General features: G+C 32.3%; 16 protein-coding genes. 8 read left to right on the top strand and 8 right to left on the bottom strand.

Annotated elements, in window-relative coordinates; genetic code table 11:
• Positions 1 to 29 precede the first annotated feature (29 nt).
• Complete coding sequence (locus tag B3R94_RS12725; protein WP_291101261.1) at positions 30 to 1,880, top strand: CocE/NonD family hydrolase; 1,851 nt, start codon at positions 30 to 32, stop codon at positions 1,878 to 1,880.
• Positions 1,881 to 1,931: 51 nt separating this feature from the next.
• Here B3R94_RS12725 and B3R94_RS12720 read toward each other — a convergent pair whose 3' ends face one another.
• Both B3R94_RS12720 and B3R94_RS12715 read right to left on the bottom strand, forming a co-directional pair.
• Positions 1,932 to 2,348 (bottom strand): OsmC family peroxiredoxin, encoded by a 417-nt coding sequence (locus B3R94_RS12720; protein WP_115000360.1) that lies wholly within the window; start codon positions 2,346 to 2,348, stop codon positions 1,932 to 1,934.
• A gap of 247 nt (positions 2,349 to 2,595) precedes the next feature.
• Positions 2,596 to 3,612, bottom strand: a complete 1,017-nt coding sequence (locus B3R94_RS12715) for a YCF48-related protein (protein WP_291101258.1) — start codon at positions 3,610 to 3,612, stop codon at positions 2,596 to 2,598.
• A gap of 184 nt (positions 3,613 to 3,796) precedes the next feature.
• On the opposite strand from B3R94_RS12715, the gene glsA reads away from it, so the two are divergent.
• The 5 genes from glsA to B3R94_RS12690 all read left to right on the top strand — a co-directional run bounded on the left by glsA (position 3,797) and on the right by B3R94_RS12690 (position 9,109).
• Positions 3,797 to 4,738 (top strand): glutaminase A, encoded by a 942-nt coding sequence (gene glsA, locus B3R94_RS12710; RefSeq protein WP_376741536.1) that lies wholly within the window; start codon positions 3,797 to 3,799, stop codon positions 4,736 to 4,738.
• A gap of 6 nt (positions 4,739 to 4,744) precedes the next feature.
• Complete coding sequence (locus tag B3R94_RS12705; RefSeq protein WP_291101255.1) at positions 4,745 to 5,638, top strand: LysR family transcriptional regulator; 894 nt, start codon at positions 4,745 to 4,747, stop codon at positions 5,636 to 5,638.
• 73 nt (positions 5,639 to 5,711) lie between these two features.
• The gene (locus B3R94_RS12700; RefSeq protein WP_038330610.1) at positions 5,712 to 6,671 is read left to right on the top strand and encodes a YeiH family protein; all 960 of its coding nucleotides are present in this window, start codon (positions 5,712 to 5,714) and stop codon (positions 6,669 to 6,671) included.
• Between the two features lie 52 nt (positions 6,672 to 6,723).
• A complete protein-coding gene (locus B3R94_RS12695; RefSeq protein WP_291101253.1) occupies positions 6,724 to 7,407 on the top strand; it encodes a peptidylprolyl isomerase in 684 nt (227 codons plus the stop codon).
• A 52-nt stretch (positions 7,408 to 7,459) separates the two neighbouring features.
• Positions 7,460 to 9,109, top strand: a complete 1,650-nt coding sequence (locus tag B3R94_RS12690; RefSeq protein WP_291101250.1) for a B12-binding domain-containing radical SAM protein — start codon at positions 7,460 to 7,462, stop codon at positions 9,107 to 9,109.
• 57 nt (positions 9,110 to 9,166) lie between these two features.
• On the opposite strand, the gene B3R94_RS12685 is transcribed toward B3R94_RS12690, so the two are convergent.
• The 5 genes from B3R94_RS12685 to B3R94_RS12665 form a co-directional block, all read right to left on the bottom strand.
• The gene (locus tag B3R94_RS12685; RefSeq protein WP_291059976.1) at positions 9,167 to 10,573 is read right to left on the bottom strand and encodes an efflux transporter outer membrane subunit; all 1,407 of its coding nucleotides are present in this window, start codon (positions 10,571 to 10,573) and stop codon (positions 9,167 to 9,169) included.
• Positions 10,574 to 10,575: 2 nt separating this feature from the next.
• Positions 10,576 to 13,731 carry an efflux RND transporter permease subunit gene (locus B3R94_RS12680; protein ID WP_291101247.1) on the bottom strand — a complete coding sequence of 1,052 codons (3,156 nt, stop codon included), beginning with the start codon at positions 13,729 to 13,731 and terminating at the stop codon, positions 10,576 to 10,578.
• A 13-nt stretch (positions 13,732 to 13,744) separates the two neighbouring features.
• On the bottom strand, positions 13,745 to 14,986 hold the full coding sequence (locus tag B3R94_RS12675) for an efflux RND transporter periplasmic adaptor subunit (protein ID WP_291101244.1): 1,242 nt from the start codon (positions 14,984 to 14,986) through the stop codon (positions 13,745 to 13,747).
• Between the two features lie 7 nt (positions 14,987 to 14,993).
• Positions 14,994 to 15,488 (bottom strand): GbsR/MarR family transcriptional regulator, encoded by a 495-nt coding sequence (locus B3R94_RS12670; protein WP_038330593.1) that lies wholly within the window; start codon positions 15,486 to 15,488, stop codon positions 14,994 to 14,996.
• Positions 15,489 to 15,716: 228 nt separating this feature from the next.
• The gene (locus B3R94_RS12665) at positions 15,717 to 16,277 is read right to left on the bottom strand and encodes a hypothetical protein (RefSeq protein ID WP_291101241.1); all 561 of its coding nucleotides are present in this window, start codon (positions 16,275 to 16,277) and stop codon (positions 15,717 to 15,719) included.
• Between the two features lie 192 nt (positions 16,278 to 16,469).
• Here B3R94_RS12665 and B3R94_RS12660 point away from each other — a divergent pair, with 192 nt between their 5' ends.
• Together B3R94_RS12660 and B3R94_RS12655 are read left to right on the top strand one after the other, a co-directional pair.
• Entirely contained in the window at positions 16,470 to 17,003 is a 534-nt protein-coding gene (locus B3R94_RS12660) for a hypothetical protein (RefSeq protein ID WP_115000382.1), read from the top strand.
• Positions 17,004 to 17,059: 56 nt separating this feature from the next.
• Entirely contained in the window at positions 17,060 to 17,506 is a 447-nt protein-coding gene (locus B3R94_RS12655; protein WP_038330588.1) for a KTSC domain-containing protein, read from the top strand.
• 71 nt (positions 17,507 to 17,577) lie between these two features.
• Here B3R94_RS12655 and B3R94_RS12650 read toward each other — a convergent pair whose 3' ends face one another.
• Complete coding sequence (locus B3R94_RS12650; protein WP_038330586.1) at positions 17,578 to 18,552, bottom strand: deoxyhypusine synthase family protein; 975 nt, start codon at positions 18,550 to 18,552, stop codon at positions 17,578 to 17,580.
• Between the last annotated feature and the right edge of the window lie 30 nt (positions 18,553 to 18,582).

Genomic DNA, 18,582 nt, shown 5'->3' with positions numbered 1-18,582 from the left:
ATTTATAGTATTGTAAAATTGATAAACACGTGAAAAAATTTACTCAAAAAGCCACTCTACTTAGTCTTATTTTGATGAGTGGGATTAGCTATGCGCAAGATGCAAAAGCAGATTCTGCCTATGTTAGAGAGTATTATGAAAAGACTGAACAATTAATTCCGATGCGAGATGGAAAGAAATTGTTTACAGCTATTTATACGCCAAAAGATCAAACCAAAAAATATCCTGTTTTACTTAATCGAACGCCTTATACAGTTGCGCCTTACGGAGCAAATGAGTATAAAAAATCGCTTGGAAATTTCCCTGCAGAAATGCGTGAAGGGTTTATTTTCGTCTACCAAGATGTGAGAGGAAAATGGATGAGCGAGGGCGAATTTGAAGATGTACGACCAGTTAATAAAACGAAAAATAAAAAGGCAATAGACGAAAGTACAGACACCTACGATACGTTGGAATGGTTGGCAAAAAACATGAAAAATTACAACCAAAAAGCTGGAATCTATGGAATTTCTTATCCAGGATTTTATTCGACAATGAGTTTGGTTAATTCACATCCAACGCTAAAAGCTGTTTCGCCACAAGCACCAGTTACGAATTGGTTTTTAGGTGATGATTTTCATCACAATGGTGTTTTATTTCTGAATGATTCTTTCAAATTTATGTCGTCATTTGGTGTGAAACGTCCGCAACCAATTACGCCAGATAAAGGTCCAAAATCATTAGAATATCCAATCAAAGATAATTACCGTTTTTATTTAGAAGGCGGATCTGTAAAGGAATTGAAGGATAAATATTTCCAAGATAATATCAAATTCTACAATGATTTGTTTGCGCATCCTGATTATGATCAATTTTGGCAAGATCGAAATCCTTTACCGCATCTTACCAATGTGAAACCTGCTGTGATGACGGTTGGTGGTTTCTTTGATGCAGAGGATGTTTATGGTGCATTTGAAACCTATAAAGCAATTGAAAAGCAAAATCCGAATGCAACAAATATTTTGGTAGCTGGACCTTGGTTTCATGGTGGTTGGGTTCGCTCTAAAGCCGATACATTTGGTGATATGCAGTTTGGAACGCCAACAGGTGAATATTATCAACAACAAATTGAGTTGCCTTTTTTCAATTATTATTTAAAAGACAAAGGAAATTTCAAACCGACAGAAGCGCAAATCTTTATCACAGGTTCTAACGAATGGAAACAGTTTGATACTTGGCCACCAAAGAATGTGACAACTCAGAAAATGTATTTGCAAGCCAACGGAAAAATATCTTTTCAACAGACTAATAATACAAGTTTTGATGAATATATAGCAGATCCAAATAATCCTGTTCCATATCAAGGTGGTGTTTTAGAAAGTCGTCCGCGAGAATATATGGTCGATGATCAACGATTTGCGTCAACTCGTCCTGATGTTATGGTTTATCAAACCGATATTTTAACGGAAGATGTAACGATTACAGGTCCAATTATAAATCATTTATTTGTTTCATCAACTGGAACAGATGCTGATTATGTAATAAAATTGATTGATGTTTTTCCTGAAGATACACCAAAATATAATGGGAAATTGATGGCTGGATATCAAAATTTGATTCGTGCCGAAATTATGCGAGGAAAATACCGCAATAGTTTTGAAAAACCCGAAGCAATGGTTCCTAATCTGAAAACAAATGTAACGTATTCTATGCCAGATGTTGGACATACTTTCAAGAAAGGACATCGTATTATGATTCAAGTTCAAAATACATGGTTTCCTTTAGCAGACCGCAATCCGCAACAATTTATGAATGTTTATGAAGCAACCGCGAAAGATTTCTTGAAACAAACACAACGAATTTATCACGATTCTTACATCGAAATTCCAGTTTTGAAATAACAAAAAATCCAACAAGTAATTTGTTGGATTTTCTATTTTGATTCTATCAATTTATTCAACTAAAACTGCAGAAATCAACACTTTTTCGAAACTAAATGAAACACTAATCGGACAGGTTTCTTCTGCCTCTTTTGCTATTTTCTGAAATTCTTCATCTGTAATCGAAGGAATACTTGCTGTTAAACTTAATTCTGATCGAACAACTTTTCCTCCTTCAAAAACAATTTTACAATCGGTTTCTAATTTTTCTGCTGTATAACCTGCGTCTCCAAGTAATGCAGAAGTTTTCATTGTAAAACAACCTGCATGAGCCGCTGCCAGAAGTTCTTCTGGGTTTGTTCCTACTCCTTCTTCAAATCGACTTTTGAACGAATATTGTGTATTATCTAATACTGTACTTTGTGTGGTTAATGTTCCTGATCCTTCTGTAACCGAACCATTCCAAACTGCTTTTGCACTTCTTTTCATTTTTGAATATTTTTTAGATTGAATTTTATTAAAGTTAAAGATTATGAAATCATTAGAAGAATAAATTCTCAACTTTAAGAATAATTTTAACGAAAAAAGTTCAGATAAAATTATCTGAACTTTTGCTAAAAAAACTACTAACCACCCTTTACTATGAATTGTATTAGGTTATTCGAATATACTAAGAAAATGATTATTTATAAAATTGAAAATCAATTTCTAATCTAATTTTAATGTTAGAAATCTTTTACAACGTAACTTTTCCAATCTTTCCTTTATTTCCCACCAAAATCACATATTTTTTATCTGGCGAAACTGTGCAAGTATTGTAACTATCTTCTGTAATAGTAGTCCAATTATGTCCTCCATCCGCTGAATAATCCACTCCAGAATAGCCACAAACCAAGACTTTATCTTTTGAAATAATTGTTACACCAGATTTATATCCCATTGGATATTTCCAAGAATCTTGAAAGGTAATTTTTCCATTTGCCAACTTAAATTTATAGAAATTGTAGCTCGAATCTTCTGGTTTTGTAAAATCTCCGCCAACCAAGTATCCAACATTATTTGTCGCGTCATAAGCCATTCCATTAATTCCAGAAGTAGAACTTTTCGTTTTCTCTAATACGTACATTTGTCCACCTTTTGGCGTATAATAGTACAAATTTGATAACTCTCCACCTGTAGCAATCAAGGTTTGCTTCGCATCTACATACAAATTACTTCCACTTGACGCAAAAAAAGCTTCTTTCGGATTTTTTAGACGTAAAGGTTGACCGTGAAGCGATTTAGCAACTTCCCATTTTGTAGGATCAGTAATCGAAGACGTTAATACAAATGGTTTATCTGGTGACATTGGATCGCCTAAAACAGTAATTTTCTTCGAAGTTTTATCCACATAAATTGCATCTAAAAAAATACCTTTTTCATTATTTTCATACACTTTATTCCACGATTTTCCGCCATCTTTCGTTTGCAAAACATAAGCAGGAGAATCAATTCCTAAAGCTAAATAGTTATCTTTTCCTAAAACTTCTACATCTCTAAAATCTCTATTTTCAACAACTTTCGGGTTAATCCAACTAAATGTTTTACCACCATCTATCGTTTTACCAATTGTATTTTTTGAGCCAGAAACAATAAACGTTTTTGCATCCTGAAAAGCCAAACCTCGGTAACTAACAGACGAATTTTCCTCATTAATCACTTGATAGGTTTGCGCAAAAGACAAACTCGATAACAATAGGACGAAATATTTCATTTTTTTATAAATTTTAGATTCTACATTTTATATAAAACTATTTTATCTCGGCGAATCAACCAAATATTTTTTAAGTTTGTGTTTTACATCAAATAAAATGAAACGATATACATTCTCAACATTACTTCTAAGTCTTACTTTAACATGTTTTAATCCAATTAATCAAACTGTTTATGGACAAAATATGTCAAAAAATAGTTCGAGAAGTTTACAGATTAATGAAAAAACATTAAACGATATTCTTGAGAGAAATAAAGCTTTTTACAAAGAAGGAAAAGTTGCCGATTATATTCCAGAATTAGGAAAAATGCAAGCGGATAAAATTGCTTTTTCTGTAGTTAATGAAAATGGTAAAGTGATAAATGTTGGCGATATCAATCAAAAATTTACAATTCAAAGTATTTCTAAAATCATTGCGTTGATGATTGCTGTTACAGAAAAAGGGGAGAAAAATGTATTTTCTAAAATGGGTTATTTCGGAACAGATAAACCATTTAATCATTACGCAAACCTTGAAACGACAGGAAAACCTCTGAATCCAATGATGAATGCTGGTGCGATTTTAACAACTTCTATGATTGATGGTGAAGGTGAAATTCCTTTCAAAAAAATCCTTGAAATGGTTCGCTACATCACCAAAAATAATTCGATAGATTATAGCAAATCCGTTTATAATTCTGAAAAAGAAACGGGACACAAAAATCGTGGAATGTTTTATTTGATGAAAAATAATGGCTTGATTGAAGGTGATGAAGAAAAGTTGAACAACTATTTCAAACAATGTTCTATCGAAGTAACTGCCGAAGATTTAGCTAAAATTGGTTATTTCTTTGCGCATCAATGCACACGTTTTGATGGTGATACAACGTATAAAAATCCAGAAATCTCACAGTTAATTCAATCTCAAATGTTGACTGCTGGAATGTATGAATTTAGTGGCAAATATTCACGCACCGTTGGTTTACCAAGTAAATCTGGCGTTGGTGGCGGAATTACCGTTTCCGTTCCAAACAAAATTGGTATCGGCGTTTTCAGTCCTGCACTTGACGAACATGGGAATTCCGCAGCTGGATATCATATGATTTTGGATTTGGTAAAGCAATACAATTTAAGCTTATTTCAATAATTTCTTATGTTCGATTTTAGATTAAAAGTTTTTGATACGGTTGCTAAACGATTGAATTTCACGAAAGCAGCAAACGAATTAAACATAACACAACCAGCTGTTACAAAACACATTAAAGAAATTGAATTAAATCTTAACATTAAGTTATTTGAACGAAATGGGACGAAAATAAAATTGACAAAAGCTGGCGAAATTCTATTAAAATATACAGAGGAAATTTTTTCTGTTTATCAAAAAATGGAATTTGAAATTGGACAATTGCAAGAAAAACAAAAGGGAACTTTGCGTTTGGGTGCGAGCACTACAATTGCGCAATATGTATTACCTCCTATTTTGGCAGAATTTCGAAAAAGATTTCCTGAAATTCAATTGAGTTTGGTGATTCAAAATTCTGAAAGAATTGAAGAATTATTAGGAAATCATAAAATCGATGTCGGTTTAATTGAAGCTCAAATCAAAAATAGAACGTTTCATTATTTTCCGTTTATGAAAGATGAAATTGTGTTAGTTTCTCGTCAAAATCATTCTATTTTTACCAAAAATAATATCAAATTAGATGATTTAAAGAACATTCCGTTGGTTTTTCGGGAACCTGGTTCTGGAACTTTAGAAACCATTGATTTAGCTTTAAAATCGAAAAATATAAAGCTAAATGAACTCAATATCGAAATTCAATTGGGAAGTACAGAAAGTATAAAATCGTATGTGTTACATTCTGATGCTTTAGCGTTTTTATCAATTCAATCTATTTTACAAGAACTTAAAAATCAAACTTTAACTATTATTGACATTAAAAACCTTGTGATAGAGCGTAATTTCAATTTTATCATTCCAGAAGGTGAACAATCAAAATTGGCGAATTTATTTATTGATTTCTGTAATCGTTATAACTTAAAGTAATAATAGATTACTTTTTATCATTTCTTTTTGAATAATAAGTACAAGAAATTTGTACCATAAAATTATTCAAATCATGAAAAATATACATTCAGAAAAAGGCTTATTTCAACAATTCACAACACAAAAAATTATCTTTTTAATTTGTGCATTTCTATGTTTAATGCCTTTTATAAGCTCTCCTATCGCATTAGTTTTAGGATTTGCTGTTGCGCAAATATTTGGAAATCCATACGAAGTACAATCACGAAAAGTATCAAGCACTTTACTGAAAGTTGCTGTGGTAGGTTTAGGATTCGGAATGAATATCTTTTCGGCTATACAAGCTGGGAAAGAAGGAATTGTATTCACCGTTGTAAGTATTTCTACGTTGATGATTTTAGGATTTTTATTTACCAAACTCTTCAAAATTGAAAAAGCTACAGGATACTTAATATCAGCAGGAACAGCAATTTGCGGAGGAAGTGCAATCGCAGCAATCGCGCCAATTATAAAAGCAAAACCCAATCAAATTTCGGTTGCATTAGCTGTGGTTTTTACCTTAAATTCAATTGCCTTATTGATTTTTCCACCACTTGGACATTTATTCAATTTATCTCAACACGAATTCGGTTTATGGTGCGCCATCGCCATTCACGACACAAGTTCAGTCGTTGGAGCAGCAAGTAAATACGGCGAAGAAGCCTTACAAGTCGCTACAACAGTGAAATTAGCACGTGCACTTTGGATTATTCCATTATCGTTTTTAACCTTATTGTTTTTCAAAAACACCACATCAAAAATTAATATTCCGTGGTTTATTGGTCTATTTTTAATCGCTATTTGTGTAAACACCTATGTACCTTTTGTTCATCAATTTAGCCCAATTATTATCGATTTATCAAAAGCAGCACTTACACTTACATTATTCTTAATCGGAACAAGTTTATCATTCAAAATGATGAAAAACATCGGTTACAAACCGCTATTAATGGCTATTATTTTGTGGGTAATTATTGGAGTTGGAAGTTTAATTATGATTATGAATTTAGCTTAAAATCATTCAGATTTCTATATTTGTTGCTATCTTTAGAACAAGAAAATTTACAATGAATCATCGATTATTAAAAAATATTGCACTCGGAATTGGATTTTCAATTTCGAGTTTTGTTTCTGCACAAACTTATACTTTAAAATTCAAAACGAATTATGGAAAATTTGATGTGATGCTATACGATTTTACACCCAAACATCGCGATTTGATTTTGAGTGAAATTAACAAAGGAACTTATACAAATGCGCAATTTAACAGAGTTGTGAAAGATTTTGTGATTCAAGGAGGAGAATTGGATGATCCTATTTTGGCGCGAGAAGCCGAACATCCAGAGCAAAAACCGATTCGTTTAGCACCAGAATTCAATCCGAAAGCTTTTCATAAAATGGGTGCTTTAGGCGCTGGGCGAGATGGAAATAAAGAGAAAGCATCATATTACAATCAAATTTATTTTGTTGTTGGAAAGAAAATTACAGCGCAAGAATTAGATAATTTAGAAACAAAAAAAGGAATCAAATTTACAGCAGAACAACGCGCTGAGTATTTGAAAAATGGTGGACAACCTCGTTTAGATCATGATTTTACAGTTTTTGGAGAAATTACAAAAGGCTTAGACAAAGTCATAAAAATTAGTGAAGTTGAAACGAAAAACGAATTACCATTAGAACCAGTTATTTTTTCAATTAAAGTGAAAAAAAAAAAACGCCTACGAAATATAACAAAACAAGTGTTTCACTAGGCGGAACAACGATTGGTTTTTAATTATTATTTTTACACATCAATAACACATTATGCAACCATCAATTTTATTAACGACTTTAAACGCAAAATATATTCATCTCAACTTGGCGATTCGTATTTTGTACGATTTGAATCATCATCGTGGAAATATTTTTTGGAAAGAATTCACGATTAAATCTGACTTTGATGAAGTTGCAGAAAAATGTGCTAAATACGATATTATCTGTTTTAGTTGCTACATTTGGAATATTACTCAGACGTTAGAAGTTTGTAAACGTATCAAACAAATTTCTCCTGAAACTAAAATTTTGTTAGGTGGACCAGAAGTTAGTTACGAATATGACGATGTGATTGCAAATAATTATATCGATTATATTATTGTAGGTGAAGGAGAAATTCCGTTTGAAGAATTTGCTGCGAATTATCCAGCAATAGAAAATGTACCGAATTTAGTTTACAAAAAAGAGAACGAAGTTGTTTTCAATGCGCAAAATATTCAGTTTGATATCAATCGATTAAAAGGTAGAAATCCTTATCAATACGATAATCCAGCGGATTTGGAAAAGAAGGTTTGTTACATCGAAACTTCTCGTGGATGTCCTTATAAATGTGAGTTTTGCTTGGCAAGTTTAGACAATAAAATGCGCTATTTGCCGATGGAAACCATCAAAGAAAATTTGTTGTATTTGATGAAGCATGGGAAAACTATCAAATTTTTGGATCGTACATTTAACATAAAACGTGATTTTACAATTGAATTGTTTCAATTTATTTTGGATCATTATCGTGAAGGAAATGTTTTTCAGTTCGAGATTACAGCCGATATTGTTCATCCAGATATTATAAAATTCATCAACGAAAAAGTGCCGAAAAATCTTTTCCGTTTCGAAATCGGAATTCAAACCGTTAATCAACAAAGTAATCGAGAAGTTTCGCGCAAACAAAATTTTGAGAAAACATCAAATGTTATCAATCAATTGAAAGATCGTATTGAGATGCATTTAGATTTAATTGTTGGTTTACCTTTGGAATATATTGATGATTTGAAATTTAGTTTCGAAGAAACCTTTAAACTATATCCACCAGAATTGCAATTAGGTTTTCTGAAATTTCTGAAAGGGACTCCAGTTCGTCAAAAATATGAAAACTATGGTTACCATTTTGATCCAATGCCGCCTTATCAAATTATAAAAAGTGATTTTTTAAGTGAAAATGATTTAGAAAATATTACTGCTTTAGAAAATGCTCTGGAGATTTATTGGAACAAACCAAGAACGCCAGAAACGCTGAAATATATTAGTCAAAAGTATTCTATTTTCGATTATTTGATGGGATTAGGACAATATTTTGAGCAGCATCATTTGTTTCACAAACATACCTTGAACGATGTTTTTCAAACGATTTACGATTTTGCGCAAACATTTACAAACGACAAAATTATATTAGAATTAATCGCGATTGATTATTATAGTTTTCATAAATCAAAACCAAAAGATTTATTTGAAATGGAACAAAAAATTGAAGAAGATTTGAGTGAACTTGCTTCTCATCCAAAAAGTAAATTTGTTTCGATTCCAATTTCATTTGATTATCTAATTTGGAAAGATGAAAATCGAATCGAAGAAACTACTGAAAATTGGTTAATAGAATTTGTAGGAACTTCTCACAATATTATTCATTGCGAAGTTTTAGAGAAATAGAAGTATAAAAAAACCTCTCAAATATTTGAGAGGTTTTTTTCTTAAGATTAGAATTGCTTATTGCCATCCACCTCCAACAGCGCGATATAATTCGACCATTGATGATAAAGATGATAATTTCGCATCAACAACATTCAATTCAGCATTCAACCCATTGTCTCTTGCTGTAATTACTTCTAAATAGTTTGCCATACCGTAGTTTAACAATTCTTCAGAATAGGTAATTGCTTGATTGAATAATTGATATTCTTTTTGTTTATATTCAGCTTTCTTCGTTGCTGCATCGTATGTGTATAACGCATCAGAAACCTCTTTACTTGCATTTAAGATTTTGCTTTTATAATTAATCAAAGCATTTTCTTGATTTGCTAAAGCAACTTCTTTTTGCGTACGCAATTTACGTTGTTGTAACAAAGGTTGAGTTAAGCTACCGATCACCGTTGCAAATAAAGATTGCGCACTAAATAATTTATCAATATCAATTCCTTGTACACCACCTGTTGCAGTAATAGAAAGAGAAGGATAAAAACTTGCATTCGCAACGTTAACATTCTCAAAAGCGTTCATCAATCCAAACTCTGCAGCTTTGATATCAGGACGATTTTCTAATAATTGAGCTGGAACACCAACAGATAATTTTTCGTCAATTTTTTGAGAAGCTAAGTTTGTACGATTAATAGATTGAGGATTTGTTCCTAACAAAATACTCATCACATTTTCATTCATCTTAATTCCATTTTCAACGTCAACCAATAATGATTTCACATTGAACAATTGCGCTTCTGTTTGGTTAACTGCAACTTCTGTTACATTCCCAGCTTCTTTCAAAGCTTTCGTTGTTTCTAAACTTTGCTCGCGGTTGATTAAAGTTTTATCTAAAATTCTTTTTTGCTCATCTAAAGCCAATAAGTTGTAATATGCATTTGCAATAGATGCAACAATTTGCGTTTTTACCGCTTTGTGTGCTTCTACAGTTTGCAAATAAGTTGCTGCAGATGCACGTTGATTACTTCTAATTTTACCCCAAATATCTGCTTCCCAACTTAAGTTCCCTGAAACTTCGTATTGACTTTGTGCACGTTTTGACATCAATGCACCAAATTGAGTATTACGAGAGTTTTCTGTAAACGTATATTTCGGACCTACAGATAAAGTTGGTAAATAACCTGCTTTACCTTGTTTAGCATACGCCTCAGCAACTGCAATATTTTGCAGTGCTGAACGTATATCTAAATTATTTTGTAAACCTTGATTAATCAAAGCTTGTAATTGAGTGTCTGTAAAAATTTGTTTCCAAGAAACAGTTGCAACACTTGCACTGTCTTTTGCAATAACATCTGTTCTGAAATTTGCTTCATTTACAACAGCTTCAGGACGATGATAATCTTTTGCTACGAAACAAGACTGAACAGCAAACAATCCAGCTGCGATTAAAGTAATATTAAATATTCTGTACTTTTTCATTTTTAGATTGAATTATTATGTTCAATTTCTTCTTGTGGACGATCAAATTTAACTGGTTTAACTTTTTCTTGTAATGTTTGGAAAACAACAAACAATACTGGAATAACAAATAAACCTAAAATTGTACCTACCAATAAACCAAATGCTGCTCCAGTAGCTACAGAACGGTTACCAGCAGATGATACACCTGTTGCAAATACTAATGGCATTAATCCTAAAATAAAGGCAAAAGATGTCATCAAAATTGGACGTAAACGAGCTTTAGCTCCATCTATAGCTGCCTGAACAATTGACATTCCGTGTACACGTCTTTGTAAAGCGAACTCTACAATCAAAATGGCATTTTTAGCGAGTAACCCAACCAACATGATTAAGGCAATTTGGAAATAGATATTATTTTCTAATCCAGCTAACCATTGAGATAAATACGCCCCCATCATACCACAAGGAACAGATAATAATACTGCGAATGGTAAAACATAAGATTCATATTGTGCAGATAAGATAAAGTACACGAATACGATACATAAAGCAAAAATCATTGCTGTTTGAGAACCTGAATTAATCTCCTCACGAGTAAGACCTGTAAAGTCAGTACTATAAGAAGTAGATAATGTTTGTTCAGAAACTTGATTAATTGCTGTAATCGCATCACCTGTAGAGAATCCTGGTTTTACTGCTCCTGTAATATTAGCTGATGTAAATAAGTTGAAACGGTTAACAGAGTTAGGACCATACACACGTTTTAAAGTCACAAATTGTGAAACTGGTGTCATTGAACCTGCATCCGTTTTCACGAACATTTTATTTAAGCTTGTTTCATTGATACGATCATCTGGTGAAGCTTGAATGTACACACGGTATTGTTTACCAAAACGTGTAAAGTCAGCTGCATATAATCCTCCAATATATCCTTGTAAAGTTGAGAAAATAGAACTTACTGAAACACCAGATTGTTTTGCTCTTTCAATATTAACATCGATTTCGTATTGAGGAAAACCTGTGTTTAAAGATGTTTGAGCATACATAATTTCTGGACGTTGCATTAAAGCACCAATATATTCCTTTGCAACTTTATCAAAATCAGCAATATCTCCACCTGTTTTATCTAATAATTTCAACTCGAAACCAGAAGACATACCAAAACCTGGAATTGATGGTGGTTGGAAGAAAATCATTTGAGCATCAGGAATTTGAGCTGCAGCACCAAATAATTGTCCAATGATTGATTGTACTGATAAAGCATCTGTTGTACGTTCTTCGAATGGCTTCAATTTAATGAACATCATACCATAGTTAGAACCAGCTCCAGAAATAATAGAGTTACCCGAGATAATTGTTGCTTTATCTAATCCAGGAATTTTTTCAATTTTTTTCTGGAATTCTTTTTCAACTTCATATACACGGTCCATAGAAGCACCCGCTGGTAACTCGATATTACCAATAATAAACCCATTATCTTCAGTTGGTACGAAACCTGTTGGCATCATCTTTCCAACACCCCAAATTCCTAAACCACTTACAATAATCAATAAGAATGAAATCCATTTGTGTTTAATTAAAAATTTGAATGAATTACCATATTTATGTGTCATACGATCAAATGAAGCATTGAAAGCATCAAAGAATCGCTGAATAAAGTTACGTTTTTGCTCTCCTTCTTGATGTGGTTTTAAGAATAAAGCACACAATGCTGGAGATAATGTCAAGGCATTTAATGCCGAAATTAAAATGGCAACAATTAAAGTAATACCAAATTGTTTGTAGAATACTCCGGTTGGTCCTGAGATAAATGTTACTGGTACGAACACCGCACACATTACTAATGTAATTGAGATAATAGCTCCAGAAATTTCATCCATCGCATTTTTCGTTGCATCCATAGGAGCTTCGTGATGAGACTCCATTCGAGCATGCACGGCTTCCACAACAACAATAGCATCATCCACCACAATACCAATGGCGAGTACTAAGGCAAATAACGTTAATAAGTTTAACGAGAATCCTGCCAAATTAAGGAAAAAGAATGTACCAATAATAGACACTGGTACCGCAATCAATGGTACTAATGTAGAACGGAAATCTTGTAAGAAAATATATACAACAATAAATACTAAAATAAACGCCTCTATCATTGTGTGAACAACTTTAGAAATAGACGCATCTAAGAATGTATTTGTATCCATTAAGATAGTGTAAGAAACTCCTTCTGGTAATAATTTAGAAGCTTTTTCTAACTCAGCTCTTAAGTTTACAATAATTTCTTGTGCATTAGATCCTGGCGTTTGATAAACAGCAAATACAGCAGAAGGATCTCCATCCATTGCAGAACGTCCTGCATAAGATTGAGCACCAAATTCTACATTCGCTACATCTTTTAATCTAAGAACCTGTCCGTTTGGTAAAGATTTAATAACAATATTACGATATTGATCTTCTGTCTTGTATCGTCCAGAATATGTAATTGTATATTGGAATGATTGTCCTGAGTTTTCTCCTAACGAACCAGCAGCAGCTTCAAGAGATTCTTGAGATAAAGCTGCAGAAACTTCAGAAGGAACTAAACCATAACTTGCCATACGAGAAGGATCTAACCAAATACGCATAGAATAAGTCATCGCACCAAATACAGTTGCATCCCCTACACCGTTTACACGTTTTAAGGCTGGAATAATGTTGATGTTCAAATAATTCTGAAGATAAATCTCATCATATTTAGGGTTTGTTGAACTAAACGAAGCAAACATCAATGCTGATGTCTGTTGTTTTTGTGTCACAACCCCAGAACGAGTTACCTCCGAAGGTAATAATGGTGTAGCACGTGCCACACGGTTTTGTACGTTTACCTGTGCGATATCTCCATCTACACCTGGTTTAAATACAACATCGATAGAAGCAGAACCGTTATTAGAGGCAGTAGAAGAAATATAATCCATTCCTTCAACCCCGTTCACCTGTTCCTCTATCGGAATAATTACAGACTCCATTACTGTCTTTGCATTCGCTCCGGGATACGAAGCTGAAATTTTTACAGTAGAGGGTGCAATATCTGGATATTGTGTTACCGGAAGCGATATAAGCCCCAGTATCCCCAATATCAATATAAGGATAGAAATTACCGTAGATAATACGGGTCTTTCAATAAACTTTTTTAACATATCTATTTACAATTTAGAATACCGTTTTTGTAGATTCTACGATTTGATCAAAGTTTGCTGGAGTTGGTTTAACAGCTGTTTTATCACGTAATTTACCTACACCTTGTGCAACAACTTTATCACCTTTTTTTACTCCGTCTTTTACAACTGCCATGTTATTTGCTCTCTCTACAACAGTAATTGGAGTTGCATAAGCTGTATCTTTTGTTACTTTGTAAACATAAGTCATACCTTGCTGTTCAAATGTTGCAGCTTCTGGCACAACCAATACATCAACATAAGTTTTTGGAACACGAATACGTCCTGAGTTACCATTTGCCAAAAGCTTAGCTTCATTATTGAACGTAACACGGAAATCAATTGTACCTGTTGTTGGATTAATTTGACCAGTTACAGTTTGTATTTTACCTTTTTCAGGATAAACATCTCCATTAGCTAATACTAATTCTACTGCTGGAATTTTGTTTAATTTATCTTTTAAACTAGCTCCTTCAGATTTAGAAATAAAGTTTAAATATTCTTTCTCATTCATAGAGAAATAAGCATATACTCTACTTGTATTTGAAACTGTAGTAATTGGAGTTTGATCCGTAGGACCAACTAATGTCCCTTGACGAGAATTAATAGAACCAACTACTCCACTAATAGGTGCTCTTACAACAGAATAGTCAACATTTGCTTGCGCTCCTTTATAACTTGCTTGCGCTTGAGTAACACCAGCCTGCGCTTGAGACTTAGCCGCTACAGCTTGATTGAAACTCGCTTGTGCTTTTGCTAGATTAGCTTTTGCAGTTTCTAATTGTACATTACTAATAATGTTTTTCTGTACCAAAGGAGTTAATTTGTTCACCTCTACCTGAGCTGCTTGCACTGCCGCTTGCGCTGCACTTACATTAGCCTGAGCCGCTTTTACATTAGCTTGCGCAGCACCAACACCAGATTTTAAAGCATCCGCATTTTGAGTTAAAACATTTGTTTCTAATTTGAACAAAGGCTGACCAGCTTGTACATATTGGCCTTCATCAACATAAACTTCTGTAATGTATCCTTGGATTTTTGCACGAACATCATTATTTACGATACCTTGAATATTTGCAGGGTATTCATCATAACTCGTCACCACTTTCGTAGGCACATCAACTACCGGATAAGGCGTTGGACCTTGTGCTTGTTGAGCAGCAACATTGTCTTTCTTTCCACAAGAACTCAAAGCTATTGCCAAAGCACCAACCATTATAACGTTAACGTTTTTCATATTACTTTTACTTATTTTCTAGTTGAATTTTATTTATTTTTTGTATTGTTTCGTCTAATATCACTTTTGTTTGATTAAGATGTTCCAAATAGATATCAACTACTCTATTTTCAACATTTTTAGAAAGCGTATTATTCGCTAGTTTATGTTCTTTTATTCGATTTGTATAACCTATATCTTGAGAAATCATTTCAAATAAAAAATCTAATTTCTCTGTCAAATAATTAAAATTTAATCTAAAATATCTTTTTCTAGAGTTAATTTTATTTATGTACTCGATGTGTTTCATCGATAGTAAGTAGTTAATAGAGTTTGATAAGGAACTTTTACTAACATTAAAAATCTCAAGAAGTTCTTCAAATGTAAACCCCTCCTCATCCGATTCTAAAATCATGTATGCCTGCAATTTAGCCGTCAATGGAGGAAAACTATAAGTTCTCTCCAGAAAAGCGCTAAAGCTGCAAAAAAGATCCGAATTACATGCTTGATTTTTTATATTCATAATGTGTATAATCTACAAAACCATGCAAATATAAAATAGTTAGTTCGGTTTACACAGAACTAACTATACTTTTTTCGATATTTAACAATTAATTAAATTAATAATTTGTTAATTCATATCTAAAATCCTAACAAAAAATAGACCAAACAAATTAAAAATAAAGCTATTATAGCATAATTAATTATTATTTTACACAATATTATATAAACAACCTTTTGTTTAAAAGAGCTATTGAGATTTAAAATTTATAGGAGTTTTTGTTAAAAAATTATTAATTTCATCAACATCGTTCTGGTAATCAAATTTTAAATCTTCATGAAACTTTTCAAAAATAGAAAAAATCAATTTCAATCTCCCAAGTTGATAGTTGTATAATTTTTCTGCATTATCTCCTGTTGTATAAGTTTCAAAAAGATAAGGATAACGGTTAAAAGATTCTTGAATGATATATTTTCTCAATTCAAATTCTGACACTTTATCTTTCGTAATTTGAACATGATAGTTCACAATTCCACTCAATGTTTTTAACGTCAACAACAATTGACGATGACTTCTATTTATGTTAATCTGATTAATTAAGTGATGAGACTTTTCAAACTGAAAATCAATCTTTTCATAAATATTTTTTACACGATCTTGCAAATCATTTTCATTCTCTAATAATTGAAAATGCAAATGTTCTACTAAAGTTTCATCTTTATTGATAAGACGCAAAAGAAGTTTATCTTTTTCTTTTGAAGGAAGATCTAAAATAGAATTTTTCAATTCAGGAACGTCTTTCAATTTCATACTTATTTTGTTTGTTGTTAGCTTGTTTAAAATTACAAAAATATTCGAGATAATTCATTTAACACAAAACGATTAAATCATATAAATAATGTATATTCGAAAAAATAAATCATAACCTAAATGCCAAAATCACTCAAAATCTACATCATTTCTTCAGTTGTTCTCATTTTATTTTTATTGAGTTTAAACCTTATGGGTTTGAATTTAAAAGGAGAATATACCTATCATATTCTTGCTTGGACTTCGATTATCTTCACCTTTTACATCGTTATTAAATTTTGGAAAATTATCTATATCAAAATTTATGGTTTTTTACTTTTTGCTTTAGTTGGATTGAGCATTTTACCAATGGCAATTCTGTTTCTATCTATCGTTAGTTTTTTATTCAATATGAATACAATTCAAACCATTAAAGTAAACGATGAATATAAAATAGTAGTTACGAAAAAAGTTATGGCAATGAAACGTGCTTATATCTATAATTCTGAATCTAAATTTCCTATTTTAGAAAAATCAAACAATATCGCGAGACCAGATTATAGTGATATTGTTTCTGAAACATTAAATATTAATTCTGATGATCCAAAGCTATATGAATACGAAAACGAACCTATTCAGCAAGCTAAACTGATTTCTATAAACAAGGATAGTATTGGAATTGAATATCAAATTCTCAACAAAAAGAAAATTATTTATCATAACCTTAACGAAACTTATGGATATTAAGCGCATTTCGTGATTTATAATCCGTACTTTTGCACTCCGAAAAAAGGATTATAATTATGAAAAGCGTTGTAGAACACAGAAAATTACTTGGAGTTGATAAAAATGTAACTCTAAAAGAGTTGAAAACAATTTACAGAAATACGATGAAAGATGCGCATCCTGATAAATTTATCAACGACGAAGCAGGTAAAATAGAAGCTGAAGAAAAAAGTAAAGTTGTGATCGAAGCATACCACTTTTTAGTAAGTATTAATCCTGAAACGCACGAAAAAAACAAAGAAGAATATACGATTACAACTGCAAAATCTAACATTCATGATTTTTATATGGATGAACAAATTTTGAAAGTAGAACATTTAGATGGAAATCATTACGAGTATTTTGGTGTTCCTAAAAACACGTACATCAAAATGGTAAATTCTGACTCTCCAAGCCGTTTTGCTAGAAGACATATCTATGGAAAATTTACACATAGAAAAGCTGGTGAAGCAATGAAAGATTAATTATCTGAACAATATAAAACCAAAAACCACTTCAATTGAAGTGGTTTTTTTTATGCTTAATATTCTATTGATTAGTTTCCTAAAATATAGTTGAAAATCAATGGCGCTACGATTGTCGCATCAGATTCTATCATATATTTTGGCGTATCAACATCTAATTTACCCCATGTAATTTTCTCGTTTGGAACTGCTCCAGAATAAGATCCGTAAGATGTTGTAGAATCAGAAATTTGACAGAAATATGCCCAGAAAGGAACATCTGTCCACTCTAAATCTTGGTACATCATTGGAACAACACAAATTGGGAAATCTCCAGAGATACCACCAGCAATTTGGAAGAAACCTACACCTTTACCATCAGAATTAGCACGATACCACTCTGTTAAGTAAATCATGTATTCAATTCCAGATTTTACTGTAGACGCTTTTAAATTACCTTTGATTACGTTAGACGCAAAAATGTTTCCTGTTGTAGAGTCTTCCCAACCTGGACAAACGATAGGTAAATTTTTCTCAGCTGCAGCAACAATCCAAGAATCTTTCGGATCAATTTCGTAGTATTGCTCTAAAACTCCAGAATTTACAACTTGGTATAAGAATTCGTGTGGTAAATAACGCTCTCCTTTTTCTTCTGCTGCATGCCAAACATTCTCTAAATGCTCTTGTAAACGACGAAAAGCCTCCTCTTCTGGAATACAAGTATCTGTAACACGATTGAAGTGCGTATCTAACAATTCGCGCTCTTCCTCTGGTGTTAAATCACGGTAATTTGGAATTCTTTTATAGTGTGAATGCGCAACTAAATTCATTACGTCTTCTTCTAAATTTGCTCCTGTACAAGAAATGATGTGCACTTTATCTTGGCGAATCATTTCAGCTAATGAAATTCCTAATTCAGCAGTAGACATTGCTCCACCCAAAGAAATTAACATTTTACCACCTTCTAACAAGTGTTGCTCATATCCTTTTGCAGCGTCAACTAAAGCAGCTGCATTAAAGTGTCTATAGTTGTGTTCTATAAACTGACTGATTGGTCCTTTACTCATTTTATTTGTTTTTTATTTATTTAAAATTCA

Source organism: Empedobacter sp. UBA7611, assembly GCF_002484365.1.
GTDB classification, from domain to species: domain Bacteria; phylum Bacteroidota; class Bacteroidia; order Flavobacteriales; family Weeksellaceae; genus Empedobacter; species Empedobacter falsenii_B.
The sequence above is the reverse complement of the archived record's forward strand: the minus strand, read 5'-3'. Positions and strand labels throughout refer to the sequence as shown.

Bases quoted from the DNA above. Each gene is read 5' to 3' on its own strand.
- B3R94_RS12720 (WP_115000360.1), bottom strand. From the start codon at position 2,348: ATGAAAAGAAGTGCAAAAGCAGTTTGGAATGGTTCGGTTACAGAAGGA.
- B3R94_RS12715 (WP_291101258.1), bottom strand. From the start codon at position 3,612: ATGAAATATTTCGTCCTATTGTTATCGAGTTTGTCTTTTGCGCAAACC.
- glsA (WP_376741536.1), top strand. From the start codon at position 3,797: ATGTCAAAAAATAGTTCGAGAAGTTTACAGATTAATGAAAAAACATTA.
- B3R94_RS12705 (WP_291101255.1), top strand. From the start codon at position 4,745: ATGTTCGATTTTAGATTAAAAGTTTTTGATACGGTTGCTAAACGATTG.
- B3R94_RS12700 (WP_038330610.1), top strand. From the start codon at position 5,712: ATGAAAAATATACATTCAGAAAAAGGCTTATTTCAACAATTCACAACA.
- B3R94_RS12695 (WP_291101253.1), top strand. From the start codon at position 6,724: ATGAATCATCGATTATTAAAAAATATTGCACTCGGAATTGGATTTTCA.
- B3R94_RS12690 (WP_291101250.1), top strand. From the start codon at position 7,460: ATGCAACCATCAATTTTATTAACGACTTTAAACGCAAAATATATTCAT.
- B3R94_RS12685 (WP_291059976.1), bottom strand. From the start codon at position 10,573: ATGAAAAAGTACAGAATATTTAATATTACTTTAATCGCAGCTGGATTG.
- B3R94_RS12680 (WP_291101247.1), bottom strand. From the start codon at position 13,731: ATGTTAAAAAAGTTTATTGAAAGACCCGTATTATCTACGGTAATTTCT.
- B3R94_RS12675 (WP_291101244.1), bottom strand. From the start codon at position 14,986: ATGAAAAACGTTAACGTTATAATGGTTGGTGCTTTGGCAATAGCTTTG.
- B3R94_RS12670 (WP_038330593.1), bottom strand. From the start codon at position 15,488: ATGAATATAAAAAATCAAGCATGTAATTCGGATCTTTTTTGCAGCTTT.
- B3R94_RS12665 (WP_291101241.1), bottom strand. From the start codon at position 16,277: ATGAAATTGAAAGACGTTCCTGAATTGAAAAATTCTATTTTAGATCTT.
- B3R94_RS12660 (WP_115000382.1), top strand. From the start codon at position 16,470: ATGGGTTTGAATTTAAAAGGAGAATATACCTATCATATTCTTGCTTGG.
- B3R94_RS12655 (WP_038330588.1), top strand. From the start codon at position 17,060: ATGAAAAGCGTTGTAGAACACAGAAAATTACTTGGAGTTGATAAAAAT.
- B3R94_RS12650 (WP_038330586.1), bottom strand. From the start codon at position 18,552: ATGAGTAAAGGACCAATCAGTCAGTTTATAGAACACAACTATAGACAC.